This window comes from Streptomyces violascens, assembly GCF_014649955.1.
Classification (GTDB): domain Bacteria; phylum Actinomycetota; class Actinomycetes; order Streptomycetales; family Streptomycetaceae; genus Streptomyces; species Streptomyces violascens.
The window spans coordinates 19,201-39,660 of sequence record NZ_BMUA01000008.1 but is presented as its reverse complement, the minus strand read 5'-3'; the positions used below and the strand labels follow the sequence as shown (position 1 = coordinate 39,660).

Below are 20,460 nucleotides of genomic sequence, written 5' to 3'. Positions count from 1 at the left end.
CTCCCCGACGGCCGCCCATGAGCCCGAGTCAGTACACCTAAGGGGTGTCGGCATGCCGGGCACGGCCGGACGTGGCCGCCTGTTCCGCCGCGCCGAAGAAGTCTCCGCCCTTGCGGCGGTAGTCGTCGGTGCCCCAGTCGCGGGCCGCGCGTTGCTGCGGAGGGACCTTCTGCAGGTGCGGGATGTGCTTGGCGCAGTGGATGTAGGCCTCCTGGACGGTTACCTCCACCCAGAGGCGGGCGCGGCGGCCGGGAGCCGGGTCCGGGGGGATTTCGGGGTGGTGGGCGCGGACCTCCTCGTCCAGGAGGAGGCGGGCCCGGCCGTTGACGTGCAGGCCGATGCGGTCCCGGGTGAAGTCGACCATCAGGATGCCCACCTGGGGGTTCTCCGCGATGTTCCCCATCGAGGCCATGACGCCGTTGCCCCGGTATTCCGGGTACATCAGGGTGCGTTCGTCCAGGACCCGGACGAACCCGGGCGGGCCGGCCCGGAAGGTGGAGTCGCACTCGCCCCGGCGGTCGGCGCTGGCCAGGAAAAACATCTCCTGGCGTGCCACGAACTCCCGCATGTGCGGGTTGAGCCGGTCGAGGACCTGCTCGTCGTAGAAGCGGTCGGCCCGCTCGGTGGTACCCAGGTGACGCTGCATCAGGTGCTCGCCGTCGCTCCCCGGCCGTACCCCTGTATGCTCCGCGGCCCTGCCGTGCTCGATCTCTGGTGCCAAGTCCTCAGTCTCCCGCCATGACCAGCTCTTCGATGAAGTCGTGCCGTATGCGGTTCGACGGCACGCCGGCTCCCACCAGCGCGTCCACCCCGCTGCGCACCATGGCCGCCGGTCCCGACAGATACGCGTCGTACGCCCGCCATGGCCCGTACTGCCGTACGGCGTCCGGCAGTTGACCGCTGATGCTGTTCGCCCGGCCGCCCGTGGGGCCGGTCGCGACGACCGGGCGCACGGACAGCCACGGGTGCTTGCGTGCCAGGGTCAGCAGCGGGTCGATGTCGTACAGGTCGCTGCCGCTGCGCGCGCCGTAGAAGACGTCCACCAGGCGACGGCGGCCGTGTTCGGCGACGTCCTCGACCAGCGCCCTGATCGGGGCGATGCCGGTGCCACCGCCCAGGCACAGCAGGCCGTTGTCCGTGGTGTGGTCCACGGTCATGGAACCGGCTGGGGGACCGAGGCGGATCACGTCGCCGGGGCGGGCGCGGTGCACGAGGGCCCTGGACACCCAGCCGGCCGGAACTGCCTTGACGTGGAAGGAGAGCAGGCCGTCGGAGCGGGGTGCGGACGCGAACGAATAGTGCCGCCACACGCGCGGCCACCAGGGAGTTTCCAGGCTCGTGTACTGACCGGCGAGGAAGGGGTAGGGCTGGTCGGGGCGTACGGTCACGACCGCGATGTCGGGGGTCCGCAGCTCGTGGGAGACGACCTCGGCGTGCCACCAGGCGGGGGAGGCGGCCTCGTCCACGGCTGCCGCGTCGATCATGATCTGCGAGATGGCGGTGTAGGCCTGGATCCAGGCCGCCTCGGTGTCCGGGTTCCAGGTGTCGGGCGCGTACCGGGCCAGCGCGCCGAGGAGGCACTCACCGACAGCCGGGTAGTGCTCGGGCCGGGTGCCGTACTTGCGGTGGCCGCGGCCGAGGTGGGACAGGTAGTCGCCGAGGGTGTCGGCGTCGTCCACGTGCTCGGCGGCCGTCAGCAGGGCCTTGAAGAGGCGGTCGCGCTGGGTGTCCATCGCGACGGGGAACAGGGCGCGCAGATCGGGGTGCCGGACGAAGAGCAGCGCGTAGAAGTAGGACGTGACCTTGTCGGCCACGGGCTCGATCTCCGCCATGGTGCGCCGGATGAGGACCGCGGTGGGGGAGGCGGCCTTCGGCACGGCGTCGGCGCCGCCTTCGGGGCCGGCTTGCGTGCCGCCACGGGGGTCGGGGTCCGGTGCGCCCGTCGTGTCGGGTGACGGTGTGCGGTGAACCGGCGTGGGGTGAACCGCTGCCGCGGGCCAGGTGCCGGAAGCGAGGTCCGGGCTCGCGTCCACGGGGTCGGCCTCGTCGTGCGACCGCCCGGCTTCACCGGCGTTGTCCGCGTCCTGTGCGCGGTCGCGGTCCCCGTCGTACCCCGGGTCGTCCTCGGGGCGGGAGAGGGGAGTCGGCGCGGCAGGTGGCTCGGGCGGCGCCGGTCTGCGTATTCGCTCTTCCGCGTTGCCGACCGGGCGAATGGGATTCGGTGTCCTGCGGGGCAGGCCGTTCTCGGTATCGACATGAACGGAACTTCCCGCACCACCTTCGCGTTCATCCTGCCGCAACCTGCTGGGACTGCTGGGACCGGCAGAGGATTTGTTCGGCGGAGTGAACCAACCCCGCTCGCCATTGCTGCCGCCGGAAGAGCAGTTGTCGCCCGTCGTCGTGGGAGCGTCCATGATCTGCCTCGCCTCGCACGTCTTTCGGTCGTCTTCGCATTCCGTGATGCGGAAGGAATTCTGGATTGCCTTGAGCTGCCTTTGAATTCTGGAACAGGCCTCGCTGTGTCAGCGGTGTCAGCGGCATCCCCCCATGTGGACAAACGTTGCGTTCGCTGGTGGTCGGCACCCGGTTCTTTCCGTTCCACCTTTCCTTCCGGACTGCGGAGTTGGTCATTCCTCCGAGTCGGACTAGACCATACCGGCAGCGGTTGAAACCGCAACCCCTGGTCTTTGGACACTCCAGGCAGGCCTGCCGAAATCGAACCGGGTCGCACATGTCCCATATTCGGTCCCATGGCGGGTGGGAAATGAAAAATCGGCGCGTGGGCAAATCGCTGGGACCTGGGGCGATTCGCCCACTCGTTTGGGTGACTTCCCGCACTGCCGGAGTCCGCCTCGTCGGCCGAGCCCTCGTACGTCAGTGCCGTACGTCCCCGCGGGGCCGTTCCAGGGTGAAGGTGTCCACGGGGGTCAGGTCTCCGTAGGGGCCGTCGAAGGTGTAGTACGTGACCCGGATACGGGTCCGGCCGGTGCGGGTGTCGCCCGGGTCGACGTCGAAGGCGGCGAAGCCGTGGGTGTGGACACGGTCCTGGACGGCGCGCCAGGGGGCGTCCTCGGTGACGAAGACCGCCTTGCGATGGCGGCCCTCGGTCTCCTTGCCGAGATCGACGACGACGCGCCCCTTGGGCTCCTCGAACAGGGCGTCCTGGGTGGTCGCGAAGTTGCCGCCGTTCCCGATGATCATGTGGACGGTGCCCTTGCCGGTGTCCGCGACATCGGTGCGCGTGGAGACCGGGACCGGGGTGCGGGCCTCGTTCGGCAGGGTGCCGCGGACCGGCAGCGAGCGCTCGTAGTAGTGCTCGTGGCCGCTGAGCACCAGGTCGACCCCGTACGTGTCGAAGAGCGGGCCCCACGCCTGTCTGATCCCGAGGTCGCTGCCGCTTCCGCTGCGGCTGCTGGAGATCATCGGGTGGTGCATGAAGACGACGATCCAGTCGATGCCGCCGTCCGCGCGCGCCGTCCTCAACTCCCTTTCCAGCCAACGGTGTTGGGCTCCGTCCGAGTAGCCCCGCACATACGTGTCGCCGGTGTCCTGGATCGCCACGTCGTCGTTGGCCAGGCTGATGAACCGGACTCCGCCGACCGTGAAGCCGTACCACAGGCCCCGGGTCTCCGGGTCGGCGGAGGCCGTCGACCCGGGCAGCGTGAAGTAGGTCTGGTAGCCGGTCACGCCCAGGGGGCCGTTGCCCTGCTCGTTCTCCCCGTTGCCGACGCAGGGCATCCACGGACGCAGCCGCGTCGAGCGGCTGTTGCCGATGAACCAGTCCGCCCACGTCGCGACGCGGTTCTGGCCGACGACGCCGGCCGCGGAGGCGTAGCACAGGTCGCCGTTGACCAGGTTGAACAGCGGCTCGACCCGTTCCACCGCGGCCACGATGTCGGCGGAGGCCGCGGTGCCGGCCTGGCTACTGGTGTAGAGCGGGAAGCGTCCCGAGGGCGAAGGGGCGCCGCCCGTCGGCCAGTTGACGGCCCGGCGCAGATTGGGCGCGCCCTGGTCGCCGAAGCTGGTGAAGGTGAACGCGGTGCGCCCGCGTGGCGCCGTCGTGAACGAGCCGGTCTCCGGCGCGGCGCCGTCGTGCCCGGCCGAGTACAGATAGGTGGTGTACGGCCGAAGCCGGGTGAGGCGGGCGTGATGGACGTACACCTCTTCGCGGGAGAGCCCGTCGCGGTAGGTGCGGGTCTCGGCGTCGACCACCCGGCCGGTTCCGCCGTCCGGGGAGCCGAGGCGCACCTGCGGGCGGTGCACGGACTGGGGGCTGATCCAGGAGACGGTCATCTCGGTGGCGGGGTCGGCGCCGAACTGGAGGTGCAGCCCCGCCACGCCGGGCGCGCCGATACGGCCCGGCGTGCGCTGGAGCAAGGGGAGCGGTGCGGGCTGCGACGGGTCGGCGGCCTCGGCGCGCCCTGCGGCGCCGAGGGCGGTGGCGGCCGCGGCCGCGGTCGAACCCGTCAGCACTGATCTGCGTGCGATCGGCATGTAACGCCCTTTGGCTGGAAGGAAGTTGACCAACCGCACCCTAAGGCCGTCGTTCCCCCGAGTGAGCGCGTGGTGCTCGGGGAGGGTCGCGACCAGTCGCTCCGGGAACCCGGCAGATAGGTGCTCCGAGCGCGTTCAGGCCTTGACGGCGTCCGAAAGGCGCACGAACTCGTAGCCCTGGTCCAGGAGTTGAGGCACGGCGCCGCTCATCCCGCGGGCGGTACCGCCGTGGGGATGGTTCATGTGGCCTATGACGACCGAGCCCGGGCGTACGTCCTGCATGGCCTGGTGCACCTGTGCGGGCGTGAAGGTCGCCCCGCCGTCGCTGTTGACGTCGAAACTCGCGAAGCGCTCGCCGAGGTCGGTGACGATCCTGGCGGCCACGTCGTCGCAGTAGGCCGTGCCGGAGCGGAAGAAGCGCGGCGGGTGGCCGAGCAGGCCGGTGAGCTTGGCGCGGTTGCCCGAGACCTCGTCGAAGACCTCGCCCGCGTTCCGTGTGCCGGGTATCCGGTAGGCGGACCGCCCGGAGACGGAGAGCGGGAGGTGGCGGGTGCCGTGGTTCGCCATCTCGAAGAGCGGGTCGGCGGCGAGCTCCTTGAAGACCGACGGGTTCTCGTCGATCCAGCGGGAGTTGATGAACAGGGTCGCGGGGACCGAGCGCCGGCGCAGGAACGCGATGAGCGCCTCGTCGTACGCGTTGCCGCCCTTGCCGCCGCACGCGTCGAAGGTCAGCGCGACCGTCTTCCCGCCGGCCGGCAGCCGGGAGAGCGCTCCCGGCACGGTCAGCCCCCAGCTGGTGGGCGTGTGTGTGCCGTAGCGGGCGACGATCTCGGCCCTGGTCGGCCCGGCCGGTGGTGCGGAGGGGGCGGGTGAACGCGTTGCCGACGAGGACGGCGAGTCAGTGGCAGTGGGGGTGGCCGGGGCGGGCTTCGCCGGTCCTGAGCAGCCGGTGAGGAGTCCACCCGTCGCCACCGCAAGCACCGTACGCCGACTCACGTTCATCGCGCCGCTTTCTCCGATCGAGGCAGCGCTGCTCGCCGCACGTGATCAGCCTAAGCGGCGTGTCCGACGGGCCGTGGCGGGCCCTGCCGTGGATCGGTGCGGGCGGCAGAAGGCCCGGCCGGCGCAGGGGGCGCTCCTCGCCGGCCGGGCCGCTCGGTCGCGGCGGGTCAGACGCCCGAGCGCAGGGCTATGCGCTCGTCCCCCGCGTACACGTTCATGGAGCTGCCGCGCAGGAAGCCCACCAGGGTGAGCCCGGACTCGGCGGCCAGGTCGACGGCGAGCGAGGACGGCGCCGAGACGGCCGCGAGGACCGGGATGCCCGCCATGACCGCCTTCTGGGCGAGCTCGAAGGAGGCCCGGCCCGACACCAGCAGGATGCAGCGCGACAGCGGAAGCCGGTCGTCCTGGAGAGCGCGGCCCACCAGCTTGTCGACCGCGTTGTGGCGGCCCACGTCCTCACGTATGTCGAGCAGTTCGCCCTCCGGCGAGAACAGCGCCGCCGCGTGCAGACCCCCGGTCCGGTCGAACACCCGCTGCGACGCGCGCAGCCGGTCGGGGAGGCTCGCGAGCAGTTCGGGCTCCAACCGGACCGGGGGAGTGTCGGCGATCGGGAAGCGGGCCTGCGTGCGGACGGCGTCCAGGCTGGCCTTGCCGCACAGGCCGCACGACGACGTCGTGTACACGTTGCGTTCGAGGGTGATGTCCGGCACCGCGACGCCCGGCGCCAGCTTCACGTCGACCACGTTGTACGTGTTGTACCCGTCCGCCGTGGCGCCCGCGCAGTACACGATCGACTGGAGTTCGGACGCGGCGCCGAGCACGCCCTCGCTGACCAGGAACCCGGCCGCGAGCGCGAAGTCGTCGCCCGGCGTGCGCATGGTGATCGCGAGGGGTCTGCCGTTCAGCCGGATCTCCAGGGGCTCCTCGGCGACCAGGGTGTCCGGGCGGGCCGAGACCGCTCCGTCCCGGATGCGAATGACGCGGCGGCGTTCGGTGACCCGTCCCATGTCCTCAGTCCCTCGATCGCTCTCGTCGGACTCGTCGGTCCGGTCTGCCTGTCTGGTCAGTCTCGTGTCTGTACGTGCTGGAAGCCGAAGCGTCCCTTGATGCACGGGTTGCCGTGGGTCACCGGGTTGTCGTGCGGCGAGGTGACCTTGACGATCTCATTGTCCTGCACATGGAGGGTGAGGTTGCAGCCGACGCCGCAGTACGCGCACACGGTGGTCGTCTCCGTCTGTGCCGCCTCGTCCCAGGTGCCCGCCGCGCGCATGTCGAACCCGGACTTGAAGGAGAGCGCTCCCGTCGGGCAGACCTCGATGCAGTTTCCGCAGTACACGCACGCCGAGTCGGTGAGCGGGGCGTCGTGCTCGGCCGAGATCCGGGCGCCGAAACCCCGCCCGGCCACCGCGATGGCGGACGTGTTCTGCCACAGGCTCGACGGGGCACTTGAGGCCGCCGGCCTGCATGGCCTCGCTGAAGTCGAGACAGCGCCGTGAGATCGTGAGGTCGGGCTCGCCGACGGAGAACCGGGTGCCCTCCAAGTGCCGAACGACGCCCGGGGATTCGATCTCGGTGGCCGCGTACACCACGCAGCCGATGGCGCGGGCGGGCGGCAGGGTCGCGCTGACCGCGCCGCCCGGGTCGACGCTCTCGATCCGGCGCCCGGTGTGTGGACCGGGCAGCCCGTGGAAGTACCACCAGGGGATGCCGTTCTGGGCGGCGACGACGGCGGTGCTCCCGTGCAGCAGGGGGTGTACCAACGGACCTGCCGCCGCATAGGAGTTGGCTTTCAGGCCGAGCAGTACGTAGGCCACCGGGCCGACCTCGCCCGGGTCGTCGGTGGCGGCGGGGCGGGCGGTGAAGTCGCCGCGCGGGCTGAGGACGCGCACCCCGTCGCGGCGCATGGCCGCCAGGTGCGGTCCGCGGGCGATGAGGTGGACCTCGGCGCCCGCGCGGTGGAGCGCGGCCCCGACATATGCGCCGATGGCTCCGGTGCCGACTACTGCGACTTTCACGGGGCTCTCCGTTCGGTGGAGGGACCGGGTCGGTGGAGGGAGGCCGGGTAACTCGGGTACTCGGAGCCGGATTCGTCGACAGAATATTGTCTACAGTATGCCTTTCGGAGGGGTCAAGACGCCTGACGTACTCCGGTTCCGCTCCTCCCGGGCGAAACGCTGACACAAGGCTCCAAAGGTGCGGCAGTGAATCCTGTTGGGTCTCGCGCCCCTGTACCCATCAGTAGCCACGAAGACTGGATGGCTCCGGATGTCAGCAGTCCCTGTCCGTACCGATCAACCGTCCATGCTCGTACCGAGGAGATCCGTCATGACCGGCATGCGAGGCTCGCGCGTTGTCGCCGTCGGGCACTACCAGCCCGCCAAGGTGCTCACCAATGACGACCTCGCCGAGCTGGTCGACACCAGTGACGAATGGATCAGCAGCCGGGTCGGCATCCGCACCCGCCACGTCGCGGGCCCGGACGAGCCCGTGGACGAGCTGGCCGCGCACGCCGGAGCGAAGGCGCTGGCGGGTGCCGGGCTCGGCCCGGCCGACATCGACCTGGTCCTGGTCGCCACCTCCACGGCCGTCGACCGCTCGCCGAACACCGCTGCCCGGGTCGCTGCCCGGCTCGGCATGGGCTCGCCCGCGGTGATGGACCTCAATGTGGTCTGCGCCGGGTTCACGCACGCGCTCGCCACCGCCGACAGCCTGGTGCGCACCGGCACCGCCAGGCGCGCGCTGGTCATCGGCGCGGACAAGATGACGGCGGTGACCGACTGGACCGACCGCAGCACCTGTGTCCTGGTCGGCGACGGAGCCGGCGCCGCGGTCGTCGAGGCGAGCGAAGAGGCGCTGATCGGCCCGGTGTTGTGGGGTTCGGTGCCCGAGATGGGGAACGCCGTACGTATCGAGGGCACCCCGCCGGTGTTCGCGCAGGAGGGTCAGTCCGTCTACCGCTGGGCCACCACCCAGCTGCCGCCGATCGCCCGGGAGGTGTGCGAGCGCGCCGGACTCACCCCCGAGGACCTGGCCGCGGTGGTGCTGCACCAGGCCAATCTGCGCATCATCGAACCCGTCGCACGCAAGATCGGCGCCGTGAACGCCGTCATCGCCCGCGATGTCGTCGAATCCGGGAACACGTCGGCGGCGAGCATCCCGATGGCCCTGTCCAAGCTGGTCGAACGCGGCGAGATCAGCACCGGCGACCCCGTCCTGCTCTTCGGCTTCGGCGGAAACCTCTCGTATGCGGGGCAGGTCGTACGCTGCCCGTGACGGGCTCGGGGCGCGAGGGCGGGCCGGGTCGCCAGGGTGAGCCCGGGACGCGAGGGCCGGCCTCGCCGACTCGGCTCAGCCGACGAGGCGTTTGCGCCAGTCCAGCGGTGTGACGGTGATGGCCTGACCGGGGTCGCCGTCCCACTCCACCGACAGGCCGCACCGCTCCAGCGCTGCCACGACCTCCCGGCCCACGGACGTGGTGGTGTCCGGTGAACCGTCGAACCCGCCGTAGTGCAGCGTCAGTCCGTGCCCGGCCGCTGCCGCCTCGGTGGACTGGGAGTGGAAGTAGACGAAGCCGCGGGCGCCCGGCGCGCCCGCGCCGCCTATCTCCGACTGGCCGCAGGAGCGGCAACAGGTGAAGTGCTCCCGGGCCGTGAGGCCGGCCGCCTCCAGAACGGCGAAGGCCCGGGAGATCCGCTCCGGGTCCGTCTCCTCCTCTGTCCAGGCGGCCTGTTCCGCCACACGCTCCAGCCACATCCGGTCGGTCAACTCCCGTGCCTGCTCGGGAGATACGGGCCGGGAGCCGGCCGTCACGAGATAGTCCTCGGCCAGCTCCGCCAGCTCTTCGCGTGTCGCACAGCCGCCCACGATCACCTCACGGACCCGTGCCTCGAGCAGCCCGCGATCCTCGTCGTCGAGCTCCAACGGGGGGACGGGCGCCGGGAGTTCGAGATCCAGGCGCTCCCAGTCGAGCCCGGCGTTCCAGTCCTCGCTCGCGCGGGCCCATCCGGTCATGGCGGCGATCACCGGGGCCGGCCCCTCCAGTGTCGTCCCGAAGTGCCGGTCGGGCCCGCCTTCGCGGTACTCCAGCGTGTATGCGCCGCCCGCGTCGTGCCACACCTGGACGAACACATCGGGCAGATCGGGTATCCGCTGGACCACCAGGAACCGGTCGCCCTCACCCCCGATCCGGCGCACCAGCCCGGCCAGTTGACCGGCAGTGGCCCTGGTGTGCCGCTGCCCGTTCTCCGTCTCCACTGTGATCGCAAGCATGCCGTTCACTGTCGCACGCGGCACTGACAGTGCCTCCCGCCGAAGCGTCGGGCGGCCGGGAGTTCAGAGCCAGCGCCTGGCAGCCTCCACGCTGTCGCCCCCGCTGGTGTTGAACGCGATCGCGGCCGCCGGGGCGTGACGGCGGACCAGGTTCACGACCAGCTCGAAGAAGACGAGCAGCGTCTCGGGCTTGCGGATCCCGCCCCCGATGACGACGACGTCCCACGCATGCGCGGTGAGCGCGCCGATCACCGTGGACTCGGCCGTATCGTCCAGCGCTATCAGGGCCATCGACGCGTCGATGCCGTGCTCGCCGAAGCGGGCCAGCTCCTTGTCGAGAACCGCGCGCAGGGCATCGCCGTCCATGCCGGGGACCGTGTGCGGGTCGATACCGAGAACAAGTGTGGAAGGCATGTGCTGTAGGACGATCAGCGGACCGTCCGAGTTCCGCCCGGCGGAGAAGGCCAACACGTCAACTGCCCGACTGCCGGGCTGCATACCTCCTTCAGGGCCCAGCGCCGGGGGGGGCATCGCCGGCGCCCTCCTGAGGAGGGTCGCGCTGATCGGGTGGACGCGATGGGTCCGGCCGCGGTGACGGCGCTGTCTCAGGGAGTGTCCGGCACCATCGACGTACAAATGACCCCATGTGTCACTACTGCGGATGCCGCGAGATCCCGCTCATCAAGGAATTCATCGCCGAGCACGAACGCGTCACCGATGCGGCCGGGGACGCTCAGCGGGCGCTCGCCGCGGGCGACACGGCGCGAGCCCGGGAGCTGATCGCCTTCATGGTGCGGGAGCTGGACTCCCACTGGCGCGGCGAGGAGAACGGCTTGTTCGCCGTGATGCGCGAGGACCCCGAATACGCGGACTACATCACGGTCCTGGTGGACGAGCACCGGGATCACAGCGCCAGACTGCCCGCGCTGGACCTGGAGACGCCCGGGGGGCGGGACGAGTTCGACGTCATGGTCCAGGAACTTCACCAGCACATCAGCCGTGAGGAGGACGGCCTGTTCCCGGCGTCCCTGACGGCCTTGTCGGGCGACGAGTGGAACCGCTCGATGGCCGCCTGGCGAGAGTCCCATCCGGAAGAGTGACCGCCTCCGGCTCGTGGCCTCGGCAGCCCACCGGACGGAGAGGGGTGACGGGAGCCCTCCACCGTGCCGGCGGGACCAGTACCCGAGACGCAAAGAGAGGTGCCGTGCCGAGAGCGGCGGAAAAGTGGGCTCCGCGACCGCCCTCGCGGTGGATCCAGGCCAATTCCCCGTACCTGTGCAACCGAATTCGGACGAGGAACGTACGGAGGGATTGCGCTCGGTAGACTGTAGACGATAGCCAATTTCCATGACCGGCCCGACCGCCCGTGGTGCAGGAGGGGGAACCGATGTTGTCCACAGGACTGCCGCAGGGAACCGTGCCCAAACTGGAGCGGCCCGGGCCGCTGCGCGAGCGCGTGTACGAGGCCCTCCTGGAGCTGATCACCACCCGGGCCCTGCGCCCCGGCCAGCACCTGGTCGAGAGCGAGCTCGCGGGGCACCTCGGGGTGTCCCGGCAGCCCGTGCGCGAGGCGCTCCAGCGGCTCAACACCGAGGGCTGGGTCGACCTGCGGCCCGCGCAGGGCGCGTTCGTCCACGAGCCCACCGAGGAGGAGGCCGACCAGCTGCTCTCGGTGCGTACGCTCCTGGAGGCCGAGGCGGCCCGGCTCGCCGCGGCCAACTCCGGCTCGGCCGGGATGGCCGCCCTGGAGAAGCTGTGCGCCAAGGGTGAGCAGGCCGTCGAGGACGACGACGTGGACCTGGCCGTGGCCACCAACGCCGCGTTCCACGCCAAGGTCATGGAGCTCGCCGGGAACCTGGTGCTCGCCGAGCTCGCGGGCCAGGTCGACCGGCGGGTGCGCTGGTACTACTCGCCGGTCGCCCGCCGGCGCGGCAAGCAGTCCTGGATCGAGCACCGGGATCTGATCGCGGCGATCTCGGCGCGCGACGAGCAGCGGGCGACGGAGGTCATGCGCGCCCACACCGAGCACACGCGCACGACGTACCACGAGCGCGCCGAGCGGGCCTGACCCGCCCGGCCCACCAGCGCCGGCCGCCCCGGACTGTCTCTGCTCCGGGGGCGGCCGCGCGGATATGTGGGCCTACACCACCTCCCGGCTGATGGGCTGTGGGTTGGCCGTGATGTCCCGAGGCGGTGGCTCACGCGGCGCGCCTTGGCGGCCCCCGACGATCACCTCCTGCCCCGGCGGAAGGAGTTGCTGCACCTGGACCTCGCCCGGCACGGCGATCCCGTACGCGTCCGCGATCGTCCTGCCCTCGGGGCAGTGAGCGCGTCGCGCCCCTCGGCCCGTACGGCGGCGAGCAGCGCCCGCACCGCCTCGCGGCCCTGTGCCTCGACACCCACCATCGCTCAGATCACTCCGTTCGTCTTGAGCAACCGCAGTTCCTCGTCGCCGAGGCCCAGTTCGCCGACGTACACCTCTTCGTTGTGCTCGCCGAGCAGCGGCGAGTTGACCATGTCGACAGGGGAGTCGGAGAGCTTGAGCGGCGAGCCGACGGTGGTGAACCGGCCGCGCTCGGGGTGCTCGACCTCCACGACCATCTCGTTGGCGGCCAGCGACGCGTCCTCGATGATTTCCCTGGTGGAGAGGATCGGTCCGCACGGGATGTTGTGCGCGTTCAGCCGCTCAAGTGCCTCCCATTTGGAGAGAGTCGACGACCACTCCTCGATCAGCTGGAACATCTTGCCCAGCTTGGGCAGGCGCGCCTCGGGTGTCGCCCACTCGGGGTCGGTGGCGAGCTCGGGACGGCCGATGAGCTCGGTGACCGGCTGCCACCCGACCGGCTGCACGATCACGTACACGTAGTCGTTGGGCCCGCCGGGCGCGCACTTCACGGCCCAGCCGGGCTGCCCGCCGCCGGACGCGTTGCCGGAACGGGGAACTTCCGTGCCGAAGTCGTCATTGGGGTACTCCGGCAACGGGCCGTGCGCCAGCCTTTGCTGATCGCGCAGCTTGACGCGGCACAGGTTGAGGACCGCGTGCTGCATGGCGACCTGGACGCGCTGGCCGCGCCCGGTGGACTCGCGCTGGTAGAGCGCGGCCAGGATGCCGGCCACCGCGTGGATGCCGGTTCCGGAGTCACCGATCTGCGCGACGGTCGCGAGCGGCGGCCCGTCCTCGAAGCCGGTGGTGGCCATCGATCCGCCCATGGCCTGCGCGACGACCTCGTACGCCTTGAAGTCGGTGTACGGGCCTTCCCCGAAGCCCTTGATCGAGGCGTACACGATCCGGGGGTTTATCTCCTGGATCCGCTCCCAGGAGAAGCCCATGCGGTCGACCGCGCCGGGGCCGAAGTTCTCGACCATCACATCGGAGCGGCGGATGAGCTCGGTCAGGATCTCCTTGCCGCGCGGCGTCTTGGTGTTGAGGGTGATGCTCCGCTTGTTGCAGTTGAGCATCGTGAAGTAGAGGGAGTCGACGTCGGGCAGATCGCGCAGCTGCTTGCGGGTGATGTCGCCGGTGGGTGCCTCCAGCTTGACGACGTCCGCGCCGAGCCAGCCGAGCAGCTGGGTGGCGGAGGGGCCGGACTGGACGTGGGTCATGTCGAGGACGCGCACGCCCTCAAGTGCCTTGGTGGCAGGGGCCGTTGTCATGGCAGGGGGCTCCTCTACTTGTACATGGTCTGGTTCACGGTTCCGGGGGCGTACGCATCCGGGGCGACCCACACGTTGATCAGCGACAGCTTGCCCGACTCGCGGGCGCGTCGCAGCGCGGGCGCGATGTCGGCGGGGTCGCGGACCTCCTCGCCGTAGCCGCCGAGGAGCTGCGCGAACGTCCTGGTCCACGCGATGCTGGTCCAGGCCCTCGCGGGCAACGCGGTGATCGCGAAGACCCCGACCGACGGCGGCGTCGCCTGTCTCACCCTGGCCGCCGCCCTCGCCGTACGCGAGGGAATCCCGATCACGCTGGTCAGCGGCAGCGGAGGCGAACTCTCCGAGGCCCTCGTCCGCTCCCCGGAAATCGGCTGCGTGTCCTTCGTGGGTGGCCGCGACACCGGCGCCCGTATCGCCACGGCCGTCGCCGACCTCGGCAAGCGGCACATCCTGGAACAGGAGGGCCTCAACACCTGGGGAGTCTGGAACTTCACCGACTGGGACGCGCTCTCCTGCGTCATCCCCAAACTCTTCGACTACGGCAAGCAGCGCTGCACCGCCTAACCCCGGTTCGTCGTCCAGCGCACCCTGTTCGACCAGTTCCTGGCCGCCTACCTGCCGGCCGTACGCTCCGTGCGCACCGGCCACCCCTTGGCCGTGGAGCACCCCGAAGACGCCCTGCCCGCGTTGGACTTCGGCCCGCTCATCAACGCGGCCAAGGCCAAGGAGCTCGGCGACCAGGTGGTCGAGGCGATCGACCGCGGTGCGGTCCCGCTGCATCGCGCGACCCTGGCCGACGGCCGCTTCCTGCCCGGCCAGGACACCAGCGCCTACCTCCCCCCGGTCACCCTCCTGAACCCGCCGCCGTCCTCGCCCCTCTTCCACGCGGAGCCGTTCGGCCCGGTCGACACGATCGTCCTGGTCGACACGGAGGCGGAGCTGCTCGCCGCGATGAACGCCTCCAACGGAGCGCTGGTCGCCACCCTGTCGACGGACGACCCGGACACGTACGACCGACTCGCCCCGCACATAAGGGCGTTCAAGGTGGGCCGGGGCAAACCCCGCTCGCGCGGCGACCGCGAGGAGCTGTTCGGCGGCTTCGGCGCCTCGTGGCACGGGGCGTTCGTGGGCGGCGAACTCCTGGTCCGCGCCGTGACGGAGGGCCCGGCGGGAGAGCGCGCCCCGGGCAACTTCCCGGCGTATCAACTGATCCCGTAACCGGGCCGATCGCCCGGGCTGCTCCCGTCACGACCGGCCCGATCGCCCGGGCTGATCCCGTCACGACCGGCCCGATCGCCCGGGCTGATCCTGTAGCGACCGGGCCGACCACTCCGGACTGGCACGGCAGTGTCACCCGATGCCCTGCCGGTCCGGCTCCAACGCGAACGTACGCTCGGCGGCTTCCGGCACCGTGAGTTCGACGGCCTGGGCGAGGCGTTCCCGGTGCCGGAGCAGCGGCTCGCGGCGCGGTTCGGGAACGAGCCCGAGCAGATCGTCGAGCCCCGCCATGATCCGGCGGGTGACCTGCGGGTTTCCGACCGCGCAGAGCCGGATCTCGGCGAAGCCGAGGTCGACGAGATCGGCCCAGTCGGGCACGTCCTGGACGAGCCGGACCTCACCCTTCCCGTCCGGGTGCCCCACGGCCCCGAGCGGCCGGTGCGCCAGCGCGGTGAGCAGCTGCACGATCCGGTCGAGGCACTGGACGGCGGTGGTCGGGTCGTTGACGGCCGGGGAAAGAGCTCGCAGGGCGATGTCGGACAGCTGCCGAAGCCCGAACCCGAGGTCCTGGTGGAACGTACGCTCCACCCCCACGGAAACGGTGTAGCGCAGCGCGCCCCGCGAAGGCGCCTTGCCCTGATCGCTCCCGTGTACCGAAAGCAGCGGAGTACCGGGCACCACGAAGTCCCCGATCCGGGGAATGAGCCGCAGCACGACCCCCTGCCGCTGAGCTGCCCGCACCAGCCGGGCGATATTGACATCCCGCAGCACGCCGGCCTCCCCGCTGTACCCGACCCGCCCGCTCTCCGGAGCAAGGCCGGTCCCGCCGAGATCCCCACGAGGCATCCTGTCCACAACCCGCAGGGTCTCACCGGTGATCCGGTCGACGACATGCCCCACCCGCATGAGCCGCAGCGTGGAGTTCACGTACGCGATGAAGAGGAAGAGGCTCAGCGCGACCAGAAGCAGTGTGAGGACGCTCTGCACAAAGGGAACGGTGGTCACAAGGCGCGGGTCGGTCTCGCTCTCGAAGGAGGTGAGGACGAGCAGCGACAGCGTAAACGTGGCCAGGAAGACGGCGAAGGTCAGCTTGGTGATCCGAGATCGTACGAAGATCCTGACCACCCGCGGCGTGAACTGCCCGCTCGCCATCTGCACGGCCACGAGCGAGATGCTGAACACGACACCGATGAACGTCATCATCGCCGAGCTCACCGTGTTGATCACGGGCTTGGTGTCGTTGACGATCCGGATGAGGTCGTCGACCGCATCGAACTCCTGCTGGTCCTGGAGCACCCGGACGATGGCCGAGTCGGCCTCGCTCGCCCCGACCCACAGCACGAAGACCAGCACCATGGCCGCGGTCGGCGCGAACCAGAAGGTGTCCCGCAGGTGCTCCCGCAACGGCGAGAGCGCACGCGGCCGCCGGTATTCTTTGCCTTTGCTCACCCGGCGAGGCTAGGCGTGCGCCGCAGTGCTGATGCCGCCACGCCGCCGTGTGGTCCCACAGTCGTACACACATTGGTCCTCACGGAGTACGAATCCGTACATCCGCGCCAGAAGAATGGAAGACAACGAAAGCGCACGCATCCGAACCGACCAAGGGAGCACGCCATGTCCGCTGGCCGCAGCAGGAGCAGGACCGTCGTCCTCACCGTCCTCTCGGTGGCGGTGGCCCTCGGCTTCGCCGCGGTCGTGGCGGTGCCGGCCGCGAAGGACTGGTACCAGAACCGCCACGACGAGGCCGCCTCGTACAGCTCCGGCAAGGAGGCGAAGGGCGACCGCGTCTCCGTACCCCGCTGGCTCCCCGACGAGGCGAAGCGCATCGAGTACGCGATGAAGACGACCGGCGGAGACCGCCTCCTGAAGGCCACCCTCCCGTCGGCGACCCTCCCGCCCGCGTGCACGCCGCACAAGCCGGGCACCGCCCCGAAACCGCCGGCGATGAAGTCGGCCTGGTTCCCCCAGCACGCCGAGCAGCGCGCGGTGGCCCGCTGCGGCCTGTACTACGCGTACATGGAGGGCAACACTCTGTACGCCTGGCAGGCGAACGACGACTGGATCCAGGCGAACAAGGCCTGACGCTCGCCTGACCACGCAATATGCGGGTGAACAGCACCTCAAACCCCTGGTAGAGTTCTCTATGTCGCCGCGGGGAACACACCGCGAAGACAACACCTAGTCCGGGTGGCGGAATGGCAGACGCGCTAGCTTGAGGTGCTAGTGCCCTTTATCGGGCGTGGGGGTTCAAGTCCCCCCTCGGACACAGAGTATGTGCACATAGAAGAGCGGGTTGTGACTCAACGGTCACGATCCGCTCTTTTGCATAGTAGGTCAGCCCGAGACCGAGGGCTAGGTAGAGCTCCTGTTTGTCCTCGGGGGCGGCGGCTGCGAGGGCGGCGTGGATGCCGCCGAGTTGTTCGATCAGATTCTGGATCTGGGTCTCGGTGAGCACGGTGCGCTCTGCCTGGTCGGTTTCGGTGAGCTGGCGTTGCGCGGCTGCTTTCTCGGCTTGGGTCTGGGTGATCCAGCCGCTGATGAGTTCGGGGTCAGTGCCGCGGTCGAGGGCTGCACGGTAGTGGGCGATGCGGCGGTCGCAGTCGGCGATGGTGATGCGGGCGACTTCGAGTGCGGGTGCGGTGGTGAGGGTGGTTTCCTGGCTGCGCTGGAGCTCGTGGAGGGTCCGGTCGAGCCGGGCAGGGGCGAAGGACTGGGCGATCCATTCGTCGAGCCGGGGGAGTACGGCGTCCTCGCGGACGTAGATGGTGGGCGGGTGGTCGAGGGCCGTGGTGCGGGCGTATTCGGTGGTGTAGCGACAGCGGTAGTGGGGGTGGCCGTTGTTAAAGCTGCCCTGCATGGTGCGGTGGCAGATTGAACAGCGCATGCGCCCGCGCAGCACGTAGGGGTGCGTGGTGGTCCGCGGCGGCCGCGGGTGGTCGCGCCGCTCGTGGCGTGAGGTGCGCTGGGCTTGGGCGGCCTTGAAGTCGTCCAGGCTGACGAGGGGGTCATGGACCGGTTGCGCGGACCAGATCCACTGGTCGGGCTTGTTCCAAGACTGTTTGGTGCGGTGGCCGAGGGTGATGTCGTCGATGTCGAGCAGCACTTCGTCCTTGCGCTGCTTGTTCCATACCTGATGGCCCGTGTAGCGGGGGTTGGCGAGGATCGCGGCGACGGCGCTATTGGACCAGGCGAGGCCGGCACGGTGGGGGTTGCGGGCCCGGTCGTGGGCGGAGGGGCAGGAGGGGATGCCGTCGTGGGTGAGCCCGATGGCGATGGCCCGGTATCCACTGCCATGCAGGTACTCGGCGAAGATCCGCTGCACGACGGGCGCGGCCACGGGGTGGTCGGGCACGAGTCGGTGCAGCCGTTTGCCGTCGGCGGCTTTGGCCGGGTTGGGATGCGGGCCCGCGTCTTCCAGCGTGTAGCCGTAGGGCGGGCGTCCGCCAAGGTAGCGGCCTTCGAGCTGGGCTTGGGCAGCCATGGCGGTGCGCACCCGGATCTTGATGCGGTTGCGCTCACCCTTGCTCATGCCGCCGAAGACGGACATGACGAGTTCGTGGGCTTCGTTGTCGGGGTCGATCGGCCCGCCGACTTCGGGGACCCACAGGGGGACGTGGAAGTGGACGAAAAGGGGGAAGGTGTTTCCGAACTGGTTGCCGTAGAAGGTGCGCTGGGGCTCGCCGATGACGACGGCGTCGAAGCCGCGCTGGGGGTTGCGCAGGTCCTGGAGGAGGGCGGCGGCTTGGGGCCGGCGCTTCCATGGCAGGGCGCGTGAGTGGCCGGAGTCGAAGTACTCGGCCACGATCTGTCCGCCGACTGGTTCGATCAGTCCTTTGGCGCGGAGGAGTTGCCAGTTCTTTGAGGCTTCGGGGTCTTGGAGGTCTTCGGTAGAGCAGCGTCCGGCGAAAGCGAATCGGGTCACGTGGTACTCCCGCAGGGATAGTGATGCGGCCGGTGGTCGTCCGTGGTACCTCTGGTCGACGAGAAGGTCCAGTTCGGGGCCGCTGGAACCAAGGCGCGACTCAGGGCAGGCGCGGGGCCCTTTGAGATCTGTGTTCGTACGCAGACACGAGAATGCGCAGGAGTGCGGCCGCCGCCGCGGGCATGAGAGCGGGAGGCTCGTGCGGGAGTACCACTTCGACCTGGCCTGCCTGACCGGTGGCCAGACAGCGGAGCCTGGACCCGTCCGATTTGAAGCCGGACGCGACATCGGCGTGTTTCCCTGCAGCAGGCTGACAATCGCAGCACTGCTCTGCAGGTTCTTCTTGCCGACCGGTCTGTCTCGGAGTGCAGGCGCGCATCGGTTGGTCCACGGTGATCTCCAAGAGACGGGCATGGCTGCCCTCTAAGGAGAATTTGGACCATGAAATGCGCCACGAAGCTGGGTGGCGGCCCGTCAGCGGATTTCGGCCCGGGTCGGTTCCCGGCTGCAGAGCATTGGAAGCCGGTGATGATGCGTGATGGGGGACGGGGATGTGATGGAGTCGGGTGCGGTGCGGAGGACCGTGCTTGGGTGGATGAGCGCTTCTCGCGGCCTGCCGCACGGGTGAGGCGCTGTACACCATCGAAGCGCTCACCTCCGTATCCAACGACAGCGCAGTGGTTCGCAAGGCTCTGAACACCTTTGCCGCAGAGTCGGCCAAGCGACATGGCTGTGCAACGCCTGCGGGATCATCTCAATAGCCCCTACGTGGGAGCAACGGCTGCTGAGGTCAAGGCACGGCGATCGGCGCCCTGCCCCACCTTTGGGCGCACGACGACGTCCCTTCGCGGCTGCCTGGCGGGGGCTCACTGACCTTCGCTTTCGCGTTTCTGCAACCGGCCGATGCCAGCAACTCCACCAACTTCTTGGCCGAGTTGTGTCGGACGGGAGCCGTCGGCTGGGCGTCAGTGCGCCATGCCCGCGCCCGCCATGGCCGCGCGCAGCGTGTCGCCGTCCTGGCAGAGGACGGCCTGTTCCATCGCGCGCAGCCGTGGCCCGGGGGTAATGCCGAGCTCGGTGGCCAGGGTGGTGCGCGCGTCCCGGAAGACGGCCAGCGCCTCCGACTGCCTGCCGGTCCAGTACAGCGCCAGCATCAGGTTGGCGTAGAAGCCTTCTCGGAAGGGGTGTTGGGCGACCAGGTCAAGGAGTTCTCCGATCGCCTGCTCGAAGTGGCACAACTCGATTTCCAGCGCGATCCGTTGTTCCAGGGCTGCAAGCCGTTCCTCCTCCAGCCGGGTCGCCCTGGCTCGCAGCGGGGAACTGTCGACGTCGGCGAGCGCCGGGCCGCGCCAGAGGATGAGCGCCTCGTTCAAGGAGTGCAAGGCCTCCGCAGGGCGGTCCGCCTGGTGGGCCTTCTTGGCGTTGCGGACCATGCAGCGGAACTCGTCGACGTCCAGCACGCAGGAGGCGCGGTCCAGTTGGTATCCGGAGGCGTAGGAGACCATGGCGTGCGGCGCAGAACCGGCCTCGGCCAGCGAGCGGCGCACCATCCAGATGCTTGTCTGCAGCTGCGCGGAGGCCGTGCGCGGCGGCTTCTCACCCCATACGTCACGGACGAGCTGGTCGACCGGTACGACCTGCCCCAGGGACAGCGCCAAGGAGGCCAGGGTCTTGCGCTGCCGCGCCCCCGAGATCGCGGCGGTCCGTTGTTCCACGGTCGCCGTCACGGGCCCCAGCACGGAGAGCTGTATATGGTCCGTCCCTTGATGGCTTGGTGCATGCCTGTTCATGGAGATCCCCCCGATCCACCGATACGCAGCCAACATCTCTTGACTGTCTCTTTACCTGTGCCGGAAGAATAGCTTCCGGTGTACTGCGGTGCAATTTCCTATGTTTCGTAG

Annotated in this window: 16 protein-coding genes, 1 tRNA gene and 3 pseudogenes; 6 read left to right on the top strand and 14 right to left on the bottom strand. The window is 69.8% G+C overall.

The features are described 5' to 3' along the window. Positions 1–37 precede the first annotated feature (37 nt). The 7 genes and pseudogenes from IE206_RS17995 to IE206_RS17965 all read right to left on the bottom strand — a co-directional run. On the bottom strand, positions 38–646 hold the full coding sequence (locus tag IE206_RS17995) for a pyridoxamine 5'-phosphate oxidase family protein (RefSeq protein ID WP_189963178.1): 609 nt from the start codon (positions 644–646) through the stop codon (positions 38–40). 79 nt (positions 647–725) lie between these two features. Next, positions 726–2,414: a globin domain-containing protein gene (locus tag IE206_RS17990; protein ID WP_189963177.1), complete on the bottom strand. Its 1,689-nt coding sequence runs from the start codon at positions 2,412–2,414 to the stop codon at positions 726–728. A 460-nt stretch (positions 2,415–2,874) separates the two neighbouring features. Continuing rightward, a complete protein-coding gene (locus IE206_RS17985; protein WP_189963176.1) occupies positions 2,875–4,494 on the bottom strand; it encodes a purple acid phosphatase family protein in 1,620 nt (539 codons plus the stop codon). 135 nt (positions 4,495–4,629) lie between these two features. After that, positions 4,630–5,466: a polysaccharide deacetylase family protein gene (locus IE206_RS17980; RefSeq protein ID WP_226599702.1), complete on the bottom strand. Its 837-nt coding sequence runs from the start codon at positions 5,464–5,466 to the stop codon at positions 4,630–4,632. Positions 5,467–5,663: 197 nt separating this feature from the next. Further along, positions 5,664–6,503: a formate dehydrogenase accessory sulfurtransferase FdhD gene (fdhD, locus tag IE206_RS17975; RefSeq protein ID WP_189963174.1), complete on the bottom strand. Its 840-nt coding sequence runs from the start codon at positions 6,501–6,503 to the stop codon at positions 5,664–5,666. Positions 6,504–6,559: 56 nt separating this feature from the next. After that, a pseudogene (locus IE206_RS17970) lies at positions 6,560–6,925 on the bottom strand (4Fe-4S binding protein); the annotation flags it as partial. 1 nt (position 6,926) lies between these two features. Continuing rightward, positions 6,927–7,511: pseudogene (locus IE206_RS17965) on the bottom strand (ketopantoate reductase family protein); the annotation flags it as partial. A 319-nt stretch (positions 7,512–7,830) separates the two neighbouring features. On the opposite strand from IE206_RS17965, the gene IE206_RS17960 reads away from it, so the two are divergent. Beyond that, positions 7,831–8,769: a beta-ketoacyl-ACP synthase III gene (locus tag IE206_RS17960; protein ID WP_189963596.1), complete on the top strand. Its 939-nt coding sequence runs from the start codon at positions 7,831–7,833 to the stop codon at positions 8,767–8,769. A 75-nt stretch (positions 8,770–8,844) separates the two neighbouring features. Here IE206_RS17960 and IE206_RS17955 read toward each other — a convergent pair whose 3' ends face one another. Together IE206_RS17955 and IE206_RS17950 are read right to left on the bottom strand one after the other, a co-directional pair. Next, entirely contained in the window at positions 8,845–9,765 is a 921-nt protein-coding gene (locus tag IE206_RS17955) for a DUF6891 domain-containing protein (protein ID WP_189963173.1), read from the bottom strand. Between the two features lie 63 nt (positions 9,766–9,828). Next, the gene (locus tag IE206_RS17950) at positions 9,829–10,179 is read right to left on the bottom strand and encodes a hypothetical protein (protein WP_189963172.1); all 351 of its coding nucleotides are present in this window, start codon (positions 10,177–10,179) and stop codon (positions 9,829–9,831) included. A 230-nt stretch (positions 10,180–10,409) separates the two neighbouring features. On the opposite strand from IE206_RS17950, the gene IE206_RS17945 reads away from it, so the two are divergent. Together IE206_RS17945 and IE206_RS17940 are read left to right on the top strand one after the other, a co-directional pair. Beyond that, entirely contained in the window at positions 10,410–10,865 is a 456-nt protein-coding gene (locus tag IE206_RS17945; protein ID WP_189963171.1) for a hemerythrin domain-containing protein, read from the top strand. 287 nt (positions 10,866–11,152) lie between these two features. Continuing rightward, positions 11,153–11,833, top strand: coding sequence for a GntR family transcriptional regulator (locus tag IE206_RS17940; RefSeq protein ID WP_189963170.1), 681 nt, complete (start codon positions 11,153–11,155; stop codon positions 11,831–11,833). A 341-nt stretch (positions 11,834–12,174) separates the two neighbouring features. Here the strand turns inward: IE206_RS17940 and frc are convergent, their stop codons facing one another. Next, the gene (frc, locus tag IE206_RS17935) at positions 12,175–13,419 is read right to left on the bottom strand and encodes a formyl-CoA transferase (RefSeq protein WP_189963169.1); all 1,245 of its coding nucleotides are present in this window, start codon (positions 13,417–13,419) and stop codon (positions 12,175–12,177) included. 14 nt (positions 13,420–13,433) lie between these two features. Beyond that, entirely contained in the window at positions 13,434–13,640 is a 207-nt protein-coding gene (locus IE206_RS17930; RefSeq protein WP_189963646.1) for a thiamine pyrophosphate-dependent enzyme, read from the bottom strand. Here IE206_RS17930 and IE206_RS17925 point away from each other — a divergent pair. Beyond that, a pseudogene (locus tag IE206_RS17925) lies at positions 13,597–14,637 on the top strand (aldehyde dehydrogenase family protein); the annotation flags it as partial. The gene IE206_RS17930 and the pseudogene IE206_RS17925 overlap by 44 nt on opposite strands. A 132-nt stretch (positions 14,638–14,769) precedes the next feature. Here the strand turns inward: IE206_RS17925 and IE206_RS17920 are convergent. Beyond that, positions 14,770–16,086 carry a DUF2254 domain-containing protein gene (locus IE206_RS17920; protein WP_189963168.1) on the bottom strand — a complete coding sequence of 439 codons (1,317 nt, stop codon included), beginning with the start codon at positions 16,084–16,086 and terminating at the stop codon, positions 14,770–14,772. A gap of 165 nt (positions 16,087–16,251) precedes the next feature. Between IE206_RS17920 and IE206_RS17915 the strand changes: the two genes are divergently transcribed. Together IE206_RS17915 and IE206_RS17910 are read left to right on the top strand one after the other, a co-directional pair. Then, complete coding sequence (locus IE206_RS17915; RefSeq protein WP_189963167.1) at positions 16,252–16,719, top strand: hypothetical protein; 468 nt, start codon at positions 16,252–16,254, stop codon at positions 16,717–16,719. Positions 16,720–16,818: 99 nt separating this feature from the next. Then, a tRNA-Leu gene (locus IE206_RS17910) sits at positions 16,819–16,903 on the top strand. Here IE206_RS17910 and IE206_RS17905 read toward each other — a convergent pair. Both IE206_RS17905 and IE206_RS17900 read right to left on the bottom strand, forming a co-directional pair. Continuing rightward, positions 16,868–18,559, bottom strand: a complete 1,692-nt coding sequence (locus IE206_RS17905) for a recombinase family protein (RefSeq protein ID WP_226599701.1) — start codon at positions 18,557–18,559, stop codon at positions 16,868–16,870. The two genes, IE206_RS17910 and IE206_RS17905, sit on opposite strands and share 36 nt — an antisense overlap. Before the next feature lie 965 nt (positions 18,560–19,524). Then, the gene (locus tag IE206_RS17900; protein ID WP_226599700.1) at positions 19,525–20,298 is read right to left on the bottom strand and encodes an AfsR/SARP family transcriptional regulator; all 774 of its coding nucleotides are present in this window, start codon (positions 20,296–20,298) and stop codon (positions 19,525–19,527) included. Positions 20,299–20,460: the final 162 nt, after the last annotated feature.